At 65.1% G+C, this 11,426-nt stretch carries 11 protein-coding genes; 9 read left to right on the top strand and 2 right to left on the bottom strand.

Annotated elements, in window-relative coordinates; translation table 11 throughout:
- Positions 1-56 precede the first annotated feature (56 nt).
- The 6 genes from rpiA to A3764_RS04210 all read left to right on the top strand — a co-directional run bounded on the left by rpiA (position 57) and on the right by A3764_RS04210 (position 6,421).
- Positions 57-845 (top strand): ribose-5-phosphate isomerase RpiA, encoded by a 789-nt coding sequence (rpiA, locus tag A3764_RS04235; protein WP_067951238.1) that lies wholly within the window; start codon positions 57-59, stop codon positions 843-845.
- A gap of 27 nt (positions 846-872) precedes the next feature.
- Entirely contained in the window at positions 873-2,351 is a 1,479-nt protein-coding gene (locus A3764_RS04230; RefSeq protein WP_067951236.1) for an FAD-dependent oxidoreductase, read from the top strand.
- A 66-nt stretch (positions 2,352-2,417) separates the two neighbouring features.
- Positions 2,418-3,629, top strand: coding sequence for an FtsH protease activity modulator HflK (gene hflK, locus A3764_RS04225; protein WP_201722262.1), 1,212 nt, complete (start codon positions 2,418-2,420; stop codon positions 3,627-3,629).
- Complete coding sequence (gene hflC / locus A3764_RS04220; protein WP_067921025.1) at positions 3,629-4,528, top strand: protease modulator HflC; 900 nt, start codon at positions 3,629-3,631, stop codon at positions 4,526-4,528. Before hflK ends, hflC begins: the two co-directional genes overlap by 1 nt.
- Positions 4,525-4,719, top strand: coding sequence for a DUF2065 family protein (locus tag A3764_RS04215; protein ID WP_067921027.1), 195 nt, complete (start codon positions 4,525-4,527; stop codon positions 4,717-4,719). The genes hflC and A3764_RS04215 overlap by 4 nt, the downstream gene beginning before the upstream one ends.
- Before the next feature lie 217 nt (positions 4,720-4,936).
- A complete protein-coding gene (locus A3764_RS04210; protein ID WP_067921046.1) occupies positions 4,937-6,421 on the top strand; it encodes a DegQ family serine endoprotease in 1,485 nt (494 codons plus the stop codon).
- A 62-nt stretch (positions 6,422-6,483) separates the two neighbouring features.
- On the opposite strand, the gene A3764_RS04205 is transcribed toward A3764_RS04210, so the two are convergent.
- A complete protein-coding gene (locus tag A3764_RS04205; RefSeq protein WP_067921030.1) occupies positions 6,484-7,050 on the bottom strand; it encodes a peptidoglycan-binding domain-containing protein in 567 nt (188 codons plus the stop codon).
- Positions 7,051-7,233: 183 nt separating this feature from the next.
- Here A3764_RS04205 and A3764_RS04200 point away from each other — a divergent pair, with 183 nt between their 5' ends.
- Together A3764_RS04200 and A3764_RS04195 are read left to right on the top strand one after the other, a co-directional pair.
- Positions 7,234-7,557, top strand: coding sequence for a 2Fe-2S iron-sulfur cluster-binding protein (locus A3764_RS04200; protein ID WP_067921032.1), 324 nt, complete (start codon positions 7,234-7,236; stop codon positions 7,555-7,557).
- Positions 7,558-7,559: 2 nt separating this feature from the next.
- Positions 7,560-8,285, top strand: a complete 726-nt coding sequence (locus A3764_RS04195) for a hypothetical protein (RefSeq protein ID WP_067921033.1) — start codon at positions 7,560-7,562, stop codon at positions 8,283-8,285.
- A gap of 94 nt (positions 8,286-8,379) precedes the next feature.
- Here the strand turns inward: A3764_RS04195 and purD are convergent, their stop codons facing one another.
- Positions 8,380-9,651, bottom strand: a complete 1,272-nt coding sequence (gene purD / locus A3764_RS04190) for a phosphoribosylamine--glycine ligase (RefSeq protein WP_067921035.1) — start codon at positions 9,649-9,651, stop codon at positions 8,380-8,382.
- A 77-nt stretch (positions 9,652-9,728) separates the two neighbouring features.
- Here purD and xseA point away from each other — a divergent pair, with 77 nt between their 5' ends.
- Positions 9,729-11,270 (top strand): exodeoxyribonuclease VII large subunit, encoded by a 1,542-nt coding sequence (gene xseA, locus A3764_RS04185; RefSeq protein ID WP_067921037.1) that lies wholly within the window; start codon positions 9,729-9,731, stop codon positions 11,268-11,270.
- Positions 11,271-11,426 lie beyond the last annotated feature (156 nt).

Below are 11,426 nucleotides of genomic sequence, written 5' to 3'. Positions count from 1 at the left end.
ATGGCGCGGTTGCCCCTATAACGCCTGCACCGACCCTTGCCATTGGAGTTGCCGCAATGACCGGAGAGCTTTCCCCCATCGACAAGGCGAAATTCGTCGCCGCCCGGCGGGCCGCCGATTTCGTCGAGGACGGCATGCGCGTGGGGCTGGGCACCGGCAGCACCGCCGCATGGCTGGTGCGCTGCCTGGGGGNGATGGTACGCGAGGACGGATTGAAGATCCGCGGCGTTCCCACCTCCAGCCGCACGGCAGAGCTTGCCCGCAACGTAGGGATCGAGGTGATCTCGCTCGATGAAGCGAAGTGGCTCGATCTGACCATCGACGGCGCGGATGAATTTGATGGAGAGTTGAACCTGATCAAGGGCGGCGGCGGCGCCCTGCTGCAGGAGAAGATCGTCGCCACCGCGAGCGATCAAATGGTGGTGATCGCCGATGTCGGCAAGGAAGTGGAGACGCTGGGCAACTTCCCCCTCCCGGTGGAGGTGATCCCCTTCGGCTGGCAAACCACGCAGGCACTGATCGAAGAGACGTTGATCAGCATGGACGTGCTGGGCAATTCCAGCACGCTGCGCATGAACGGTCAGGTCCCCTATATAACGGACGAAGGCAACCACATCCTCGATCTGCATCTCAACAGGATCGGNAATCCGCGCCAGTTGGCGCTGGTTCTGAACCAGATGCCCGGCGTGGTGGAGAACGGGCTTTTCATAGACATCTGCGATGCGGTCGTCGTGGGCTACGGGGACGGGCGGGTCGAGGTGCGCGACATCAACGAGGGCACCGTAGCCACTGAAAAACTTGATTTTGTCGAATCGGACAACCTGTTTTCGGATCTGAACGACTGAAACGAGACCACTGGGAAGGCGGGCGACATGGCGAGCAAGAAAGAAGCATCCGACGACAAGTTCGATTACGATCTTTTCGTAATCGGCGGCGGGTCGGGCGGTGTGCGTGCCGCGCGGGTGGCGGCCTCTGAACACGGGGTGCGGGTGGGGCTGGCCGAGGAAAGCCGCTACGGTGGCACCTGCGTGATCCGGGGCTGTGTGCCCAAGAAGCTGATGGTCTATGCCTCGGGCTATGCGGATCTGGCCAGCGAAGCGGCGTGCTACGGCTGGGATCACAAGACCGGCCCGTTCGATTGGCACATGTTCCGCGGTCGCCTGCACGAAGAGTTGGACCGCCTTGAAAAGGTCTACCGCAACCTTCTGACCAACGCCGGGGTCGAAACTTTCGACCAGCGTGCGACAATGAAAGATGCGCATACCGTCGAACTCGCCGATGGGACCACCAAGACAGCCAAGCACGTGCTGATCGCAGTGGGCGGGCACCCGGTGCGCCCTGAACTGCCCAATGCCGAACTCGGCATCGTGTCGGATGACATTTTCAACCTCGAACAACTCCCGAAATCGATCCTGATCATCGGGGGCGGCTATATCGCTTGCGAATTTGCCTGCATCCTGAACGGGATGGGGGTCGAGGTGACGCAATATTACCGCGGTGCCCAGATCCTGCGCGGTTTCGACGAAGAGGCCCGCGGGCTGGTGGCCGAATGTATGCGGGACGAGGGGATCGACCTGCACATGGGCACCAATGTCGTCGACATGGAACTGCTGTCGGATCGCAAGAAACGCGGCGACACCGGCGGCGTGACAGAGCCCGGGGCGTCTTCGCATGAACCCAGCGACGACGGCGCCGATCCGATGCAGAAGGGGCCGATCTGGGTGAAATCGACCAACGGCGGCGAAAAGGTCTTCGACATGGTGCTTTTCGCCACCGGACGGGTGCCCAACACTGCCGATCTGGGGCTGGACAATACCGGCGTGAAGCTGGGACGCCGGAAAGAGATACTGGTGAACGAATACAGCCAGACCGATGTGCCCTCGATCTATGCCATCGGCGATGTGACCGACCGGGTGAACCTGACCCCGGTGGCGATCCGCGAAGGCATGGCGTTCGTCCAGACGGTCTTTGGCGGGGAAAAGACCGCCGTCGACCATAAACTGGTGCCGTCGGCGATCTTTACCCAGCCCGAGATGGGAACCGTCGGGATGAGCGAGGAAGAAGCGCGCGTCTGCGAGGAGGTGGAGGTTTATGTCACCTCCTTCCGGCCCATGCGCACCGCCTTTGCGCAGAAATCGAACCGGGTCTTGATGAAGCTGATCGTTTCGAAGGAAAATCGCACCGTGCTGGGTTGTCACATCGTCGCACCCGACGCGGGCGAGATGATCCAGCTTGCGGGGATCGCGGTCAAGGCAGGCTTGACCAAGGAGCAGTTCGATCAGACCTGCGCGGTCCATCCGACGATGACCGAAGAACTGGTAACCCTGCGAAAGCCGGCGCGAACTGCTTGAAATCGGCGGTATCGTGCACAATTTTGGGACAACGGGCCGGTTTGCGGCCGATGAAGGGAAGAATGAATGGCTGGCAACACGGGCGGCCCTTGGGGCGGCGGAGGAAACCGGGGTAGCGGCGGCGGGCGTGAAACCCCGCCCGGTGGCAACCGGGGCAACAACGACGGGGGCGGACGCGGGCCGCAGGACAAACCGCAAATCCCCGAGATCGACGAACTGGTAAGAAAAGGTCAGGAGCATCTGCGCGTCCTTATGGGCGGCGGCGGACGCGACCGGGGCGGTGACGGCGGCGGGCGCGGCCCCTCCGGTGGCCCCGCGCTGACACGCGGCACCGTGGGCCTTGGCCTTGTGGTGGCGCTGGTCCTGTGGCTTTTCGCGAGCCTCTACACCGTGCGGCCCGAACAGCAGTCCATCGAATTGCTGCTGGGCGATTTCTCCGAGATCGGCACCGAAGGTCTGAACTTCGCGCCTTGGCCCGTGGTCACGGCGGAAGTCTTCGATGTGACGACCAACCGTACCGAGGAAATCGGCGTGCGCCGTTCCGGCGGCGACAATGATGGCCTGATGCTGACGACGGACGAAAACATCGTCGACATCGACTTTCAGGTGGTCTGGAACATCAAGGACGCCAAGAATTTCAAGTTCTCCCTCCGCGATCCGGATGCCGCCGTGCGGGCGATCAGCGAATCCGCCATGCGTGAGGTTATCGCCCAGTCCGAACTGGCGCCGATCCTGAACCGGGATCGTGCCGCTGTCGAAGCGCGGGTGAAGGAACTGATCCAGGGCACGCTCGATAACCGTGAGTCCGGGATCAACGTGCTGCGCGTCAACCTCAACAAGGTCGACCCGCCAAGCCAGACCGTGCAGGTGACCGACGCGCAGGGCAACACCACCGCTGTTTCGGTCGTCGACGCCTTCCGTGACGTTCAAGCCGCCGAGCAGGAGCGGGACCGGGTGGAGCGTCAGGCCGACGCCTACGCCAACCGCCGCCTCGCCGAGGCCCGGGGTGAAAGCGCCCAGCTTCTCGAAGCTGCCGAAGGGTACCGCGCCCGCGTGGTGAACGATGCTGTCGGTGAAGCGAGCCGTTTCGAAGCGGTCCGCGAGGAATATGCCGAGGCCCCCGAGGTGACGCGCAAACGTCTTTACCTCGAAACAATGGAAAAGGTCTTTGGCGACGTGGACAAGATCATCCTCGAAAACAACCAGTCCGGCACCGGGCAGGGGGTCGTGCCATATCTGCCCCTGAACGAGTTGCGGCGTAACGGAGGGTCGAACTGATGCGGACCACGAAGATACTCATTGCCGTCGCGGTCGTCGCCCTGATCGTCGTGCTTTCCGCCATCTACGTCGTGGATGAGCGTGAAAAGGCGCTGGTTCTGCGCTTCGGCCAGATCAAACAGGTTCGGACCGAACCCGGGATCGGCTTCAAGGTGCCGCTGCTGGACGAAGTCGTGCGCTACGACGACCGCGTCCTGTCGCTGGAAACACCCGTGATCGAAGTCACCCCGGCGGATGACCGCCGGCTTGAGATCGACGCTTTCGTGCTGTTCCGCATCGACGACGTGGTTCAGTACCGTCAGGCCATCGGCGCCGGCGGGGAGCGGAGCGCTGCAGATCAGCTCAACGGTATTCTCGAAGGTCAGATCCGTGCGGTTCTGGGTTCGCAGGGTGTGACGTCGAACACGATCCTGTCACCCGAACGGTCTGCCCTGATGGACCAGATCCGTGACCGCGCCGATGCCCGGGCGGCGGCGCTGGGCCTCGATATCGTGGATGTGCGGCTGCGCCAGACCAACTTGCCGGAGCAGAACTTCGATGCCACGCTGCAGCGGATGATCGCGGAACGCGAACGCGAAGCGACGGATGAACGTGCCCGCGGGCGCGAAGCCGCGCAGCGCGTCACGGCGCTTGCCGATCGTACCTACGAGGAGATCCTCTCCGAAGCGCGCCGTGACGCCCGCATCATCGAGGGTGAAGCCGACGCGGAACGCAACTCGATCTTCGCCTCCGCCTATAGCAAGGACGCGGAATTCTTCGAGTTCTACCGGTCGTTGAGCGCCTATGAGCAGGCGCTGAAAGGCGAAAACTCCACCATGGTTCTGTCGCCTGATAGCGAATTCTTCAACTACCTGCGGTCCGATCAGGGCGTGAGGTCTGAGGAAGGCGAAAGCAGATGAGCCTTCTGCTGCTGGCCCTAGGGCTTGCGATGGTTCTGGAGGGGCTGGTGTACGCGCTGGCCCCTTCGCTTTTGGAACGGCTGTTGGAAACGCTTCGCACCTTGCCTGAAACGGCGATCCGGCAGGTCGGCCTTCTGGTGGCGCTGGCGGGGCTCATCCTGGTCTGGCTGGCGTTCCAACTGGGCGTATGACCTCCGACCCGCAAGCGTCAGAAAAAGGCCAGGGGGGCGTGTATCCTTTTGTCGCAGCCCCCGTTGAAGGGCCCAATGTTGCTTGATGCACCGCTTCCGGCGGGTTGAAAACCCCGTGATCGGATACATGTTTCATGTTGCGGCGGGCAAGTTGCGGATGCAGTCTTGCGCCCAGCACTATCCCGGCCCCGGCCATCCACAAGGACAGGAGACGACCATGCAGCCACAGGCGCGCGCCCGAACCCAGGAATCCGCTCAGCCCGCGCAGGTTTCGCTCATCCTGCTGGCGATGCTCACGGCGCTTTTCATCGCGCTTCAATCCGTTGGCGCCTGGGCGAAGCCCGAAAGTCTTGCCCCGCTCGCGGAAAAGATCAGCCCCTCCGTGGTCAACATCACGACCTCCACCATGGTCGAAGGCCGCACCGGCCCGCAGGGCATCGTGCCCGAGGGCAGCCCGTTTGAGGATTTCTTCCGCGAATTCCGTGATCGCAACCGCGATGGCGAAGGTCCGCGCCCGCGCCGGTCTTCCGCGCTGGGATCCGGTTTCGTCATTTCCGAGGACGGCTTCGTCGTCACCAACAACCACGTCATCGAAGGGGCGGACGAGATCCTGATCGAATTCTTCTCCGGTCAGGAGCTGAAGGCCGAATTGATCGGCACCGATCCCAAGACGGATATCGCTCTGCTCAAGGTCGAAGCCCCCGCGCCGCTGGCTTTCGTCAGCTTCGGCGACAGCAACGCCGCCCGCGTGGGCGACTGGGTGATCGCCATGGGCAACCCGCTGGGTCAGGGCTTTTCAGTCTCCGCAGGCATCGTTTCCGCGCGGAACCGGGCGCTTTCGGGCACCTATGACGATTACATCCAGACCGACGCGGCCATCAACCGGGGCAACTCGGGCGGTCCGCTGTTCAACATGGACGGTGAGGTGATCGGAGTGAACACCGCCATCCTGTCGCCCAACGGCGGCTCCATCGGCATCGGTTTCTCCATGGCGTCCAACGTGGTGACGCGCGTCGTGGACCAGTTGAAAGAGTTCGGCGAGACCCGGCGCGGCTGGCTGGGTGTGCGCATTCAGGACGTGACTGAGGATGTGGCCGACGCCATGGGCCTTGCCAAGGCCAGCGGCGCGCTCATCACCGATGTGCCGGATGGCCCCGCCAAGGAAGCGGGCCTGATGACCGGCGATGTGATCATGTCCTTCGACGGGGTCGAGGTGGCCGATACACGCGCGCTTGTCCGGCAGGTGGGCAACAGCCCGGTGGGTGCCTCCGTACGGGTAACCGTCATGCGCGAAGGCAAGTCGCAGACAATGAAGGTCGTGCTTGGCCGTCGTGAAGATGCCGATGCCGCTGCCTCCCCCGATCTGGAAGAGGCGCTCCCCGATGAGGACGAAGCCCCCACTTCCAAGGAGTTGCTGGGCCTGACCCTCGCACCGCTCAATGACGAGATGCGCGAGGAGCTGGAGCTTGACCCCGAAATGGACGGACTTGCCGTGACACAGGTGGACGAGGCATCCGAAGCCTTTGAAAAAGGCCTGCGCGCCGGTGACGTGATCACCGAAGCCGGGCAGGAGAAGGTAGCCAGCATCTCGGATTTCGAAGACCGCGTGGCCGCTGCCCGCGAAGCGGGGCGCAAATCGCTGCTGCTGCTGGTGCGCCGTGCCGGAGATCCGCGGTTCGTGGCACTGGGTCTCGATCGCTGATCGGACCGCAGGGTTACAGCAGAAAGATCAAGGGCGTCCCGCGGGGCGCCCTTTTTGCTTCTTTACAGCGCCGAAAGCGGCACGATCACCAGGCCGAGGTTGCGCGCCGTGGTGAGGGCCAGTACCTCGCTGTCCGGCCCATCCTGCCGCTGATAGCGGCGCAGGGCCGCCCGCGTGGGGCCATCAAAGATGCCGGTGATCGCCCCACTATAGAAACCACGTGCCTGCAGCGCCCGTTGCAGGCTGGCATAGAATTCGGGATCGAGCGTATCGGGGCAGGGTGTCTCGAACCAGTTTTCCTGCCGGGGGCGCACGATCTGCTGGTTCGATTCAGTCCGGTACACGGGCAGGGCGCTGATCGTGCCGTCCTTCCCCATCTTGGCGGGTTCGACCTGCACCTGGCTCGTGACCGTTTCGATGACAGCCGGTGTTAAGGTCTTGCCCCAGCAGGTGCCGGGCGGCGCGCCCGCCGGCCCCTCGCGGGTCGCGACCGCAACACCCGGTTCGGGCGGTTCGGCGGCGGGACGCCCGGCGCCTCCGCCCGGATCGGCGCATCCCGCAAGGCTTGCCAGGGTCAGCGCCAACGCGGCGGGGCAGGGATAGAACAATTCGTACAGGGGGGCGCGCATGCGGCGGCCTTTCAGATGACGCTTACTCCGCCTGAACCTACGCAGTTTCATCCCCCTTGCCCAGCACTGGCGCGCGTCGCGTCCCTGTGAAGCCCTGTCCGGGCGCAGCGGCGAAAAGGGGCTGGCAGCGCCCCCCGCGCACGGTTAGACACGAGCGACGGATTTTCGAGGAGAAGGCGGGCAATGGCCAAGATCACCTATGTAGAACACGGCGGCAAGGAACATGTCGTGGAGGTCGCCAACGGGCTGACCGTGATGGAAGGCGCACGGGACAATAACATTCCCGGGATCGAGGCGGATTGTGGCGGGGCATGTGCCTGCTCCACCTGCCATGTCTACGTTGACCCGGCCTGGGTAGAAAAGCTGCCGCCCAAGGACGACATGGAAGAGGACATGCTCGATTTCGCCTATGAGCCCGATCCCGCCCGGTCCCGCCTGACCTGCCAGTTGAAGGTGACGGATGCGCTGGACGGCCTGCGCGTCCAGATGCCCGAAAAGCAGATCTGAACATGCGCGCCCTCGTTTCCGCGCTGGCCTGTGGCCTTGCGATTGTCACCGCCCCCGCGCGGGCGGAGACGATCATCGCGGCGGAATACGCGGAACCGACGGAACGCTACGATCACGGCGTGCTCGGCGATGCGATCGAATGGGGCGCCCTGCGGCTGACGCTCTCCCCCTGCGCCGATTGTACGGAACAGGCAGAGCGCGTGGTGACGCTGCGCCTCCCGGAGCATCGCGTGTTCGAAGACGTCGCCCCCCGCGTCGTCGACGTGGGAGAGCACGGCCCGCTGGTGATGGTCGTGGAAAGCGACCTTTCCAAAGGCGCGCGGCTTGCCCTTTACGATACGACTGGCCCGGTCGCGGTGACGCCATTCATCGGGCAACGCAACCGCTGGCTCGCCCCCGTGGGTGCGGCGGACCTGGCCGGTGACGGCAAGGTGGAGCTGGCCTATGTGGACCGGCCCCATCTGGCAAAGACCTTGCGTATCTGGCGCTATGAGGAGGGGAGCCTGCAAGAGGTTGCATCCTTTCCGGGCGTGACCAACCACCGGATCGGAGAGCCGGACATCGCGGGGGGTATCCGCACCTGCGGAGCGGGGCCGGAGATGATCGTCGCCAGCGCGGATTTTTCCCGGATGCTGGCGCTCCAGTTCGATGGAGAGACCGTCACCGCCCGGGACATCGGCCCGCATGAAGGGCGCGCCGGGTTCGCTGCTGCGTTGGAATGCTCCTGAAAATCAGCGGCGTGCCCGGAGCGACCCGGCCCTCCGGGGGGGATTTTCTGCCATTTGGAAGGGGCGGTCGCACTGAACGCGGGACGGGGCGGGTTCAGCCTTCGTTGAGCGCGCGCCAGCCGATGTCGCGGCGGCAGAAGCCTTCGGGCCAGTCGATCGCATCCACCATCCGGTAGGCCCGGTCGCGCGCTTCAGCCAATGTTTCACCCCGCGCGGTGACGTTCAGCACCCGGCCTCCCGTCGCGACGGTCTGGCCATTGCGCAGGGCGGTGCCTGCATGGAACACCATGTTCATGCTGTCCTCGGGCAGGGTGTCGAGGTTGCGAATGGCGGTGCCCTTTTCATAGCTGCCGGGATAGCCATCGGCGGCCAGCACAACGGTCAGCGCGTTGTCCGCGGCCCAGTTCACCCGCATCTCCCCCAATGTTCCGTTCGAGGCGGCGAGCATCAGGTCCAGCGCCTGCGCGCCCAGCCGCATCATCAGCACCTGGCATTCCGGATCCCCAAAGCGGACGTTGTATTCAACCAGTCGGGGATGGCCATCCTTGATCATCAGCCCGGCATAGAGCACCCCCTGATAGGGCAGTCCGCGCCGCGCCATTTCCGCCACGCAGGGGCGAATGATCTCTTCCAGCGCGCGTTCCGCGATTTCGTCGGTCAGAACCGGGGCGGGGGAATAGGCGCCCATGCCGCCGGTGTTGGGGCCGGTATCGCCTTCGCCGACGCGCTTGTGGTCCTGTGCGGTGCCGATGGGCAGGACGGTTTCGCCGTCGCAGAGCACGAAAAAGGAGGCTTCTTCGCCTTCCATGAACTCCTCGATCACGACTTCGGCCCCGGCCTCGCCGAAGGCACCGTCGAACATCGTATCCACGGCATCGAGCGCCTCGCGCTCCGTCATGGCGACGATCACGCCCTTGCCTGCGGCGAGGCCGTCTGCCTTGATCACGATGGGCGCGCCCTGCGCCTTTACATAAGTGCGAGCCGCCTGCGCATCGGTGAAGTGACCGTAGCCCGCGGTGGGGGCCCCGACGGCAGCGCAGATTTCCTTGGTGAAGGCCTTGGAGGCTTCGAGCGCGGCGGCCCCGGCAGAGGGGCCGAATACGGCCAGCCCCGCCGCGCGCAGGTCATCGGCCACACCCGCGGCCAGCGGCGCTTCGGGGCCGATGATGACGAAATCCATGCTGGCGCCTTCCGCAAAGGCGACCACCGCGGCCCCATCGGTGATATCGAGATCGGCGCAGCTGGCAATGGCGGCGATTCCCGCGTTGCCGGGGGCCACGATCAGCTTGTCGCAGCGCGGATTCTGCAGCGCGGCCCAGGCCAGCGCATGTTCGCGTCCGCCGCCACCGAGGATGAGAATGTTCATGGGCGCTCCTGATCTGCTTGGCCTCGGATTTGGGGCGTTCTATTCTGCGACGAGCAGTTGCACAAGAATGGACCGGGATGGACCTGATCGACGATCCGCAGCCGGGCGGAAACAGCCCGGAATTTACCGTCAGCGAGCTTTCGGGCGCGATCAAGCGCGTGATCGAGGGGGAATTCGGCCATGTCCGAATCCGGGCCGAGGTCGGGCGTGTCAGCCGGCCGCGGTCGGGGCATCTCTATCTCGACCTCAAGGATGATAGGTCGGTGATCGCCGGCGTCATCTGGAAGGGCACCGCCGCAAAGCTCGACACCCAGCCCGAGGAAGGGATGGAGGTGATCGCCACGGGCCGCGTAACCACCTTTGGCGGGCAATCGAAGTACCAGATCGTGATCGAGGATATCCAGCCCGCCGGGGCCGGTGCGCTCATGGCCCTGTTGGAAAAGCGCAAGAAGGCGCTGGAGGCCGAAGGGCTTTTCGATCCCGCCCGCAAGCGGCCCTTGCCCTACCTGCCGGAGATCATCGGCGTGATCACCTCCCCCTCCGGGGCGGTGATCAGGGACATCCTTCACCGGCTGCGCGACAGGTTTCCCCGCAAGGTGCTGATATGGCCCGTCGCGGTGCAGGGGCCGGGCTGTGCCCCCGCGGTGGCGCGCGCCATCGAAGGGTTCAACGCCCTGACGCCCGGCGGGGCGCTGCCCCGGCCCGATCTGCTGATCGTGGCGCGCGGCGGCGGCTCGGTGGAGGATCTCTGGGGTTTCAATGAAGAGGTGGTCGCCCGGGCCGCCGCGGCGTCTGCCATCCCGCTGATCTCGGCGGTGGGCCATGAGACGGACACGACGCTGATCGACTATGTGTCGGACCGGCGCGCGCCTACGCCCACGGCGGCGGCGGAGCTGGCGGTGCCTGTCCGGCACGAACTCGCCGCCCTGCTTGAAGGGCAGGAGGCGCGCATGGTTCAGGCGTTGTCGCAATGTCTGAGCAGACGGGACCAGCGCCTGCGCGACCTTGCGCGCGCCCTGCCACGCCCGGTCACCCTGCTGGACGGACCGCGCCAGCGGCTTGACATGACGGGCGCGCGGCTCGGCCCCGCGCTGACGTCCGGCGTGCAGAAGCGGCGGGTTAGGCTTTCCGATGTGGCGGGGGGCCTGCGCCATTCCGTGCTGACGCGCCTTCTGGCGGGGGACGCACGTCGCCTTGCGCAGTTGGCCGACCGGCTGAGGCCCGCGCTCGACCGGCGAATGCAGCAACAGTCCGACCGCCTGACCGCGCGCGTAGAACGGTTCCGCCCGCAGATGCTCGAACGGGAATTGATCCGCCAGCGCGACCGGCTTGGCCCGATGGCCGAAGGGGTCGACCGCGCGATGCTGCGCAATCTGGCCCGCCGTCGCGAAAAGCTGGAAGGGTTGGGCAGGGCGCTTTCCACCCTCGGCTACAAGGAAACGCTGGCGCGGGGCTATGCCGTCGTTCGGGCCGATGGCAAGCTGGTCACGAACACGGCGGCAGCCCGGCGGGCCGCTGCGCTGGAGATCGAATTTGCCGACGGTACCGTGGATGTCACCCGGCGCAGCGCCCCCCGCAAGCGCAGCGATCCGCCGCCTGAGCAGGGCGATCTGTTCTGACCTTTATGTCTGTCCGGCGGGCCGCGCCCCCGGTCAGACGCCCACCTTGGGGCCGAGGCAGATCAGTTCCTGCCCGGCTTCGTCCACTTCGTATAGCTGGGTGGCCGCGGGGTCGTTTTCGAACCGGGCGATCAGGCCATTGCCGCCTTCCCGGAA

It is taken from the genome of Sulfitobacter sp. HI0129 (assembly GCF_001635395.1).
In the GTDB taxonomy this organism is placed as follows: Bacteria; Pseudomonadota; Alphaproteobacteria; order Rhodobacterales; family Rhodobacteraceae; genus Sulfitobacter.
This window is presented reverse-complemented; position numbering and strand designations above follow the sequence as displayed.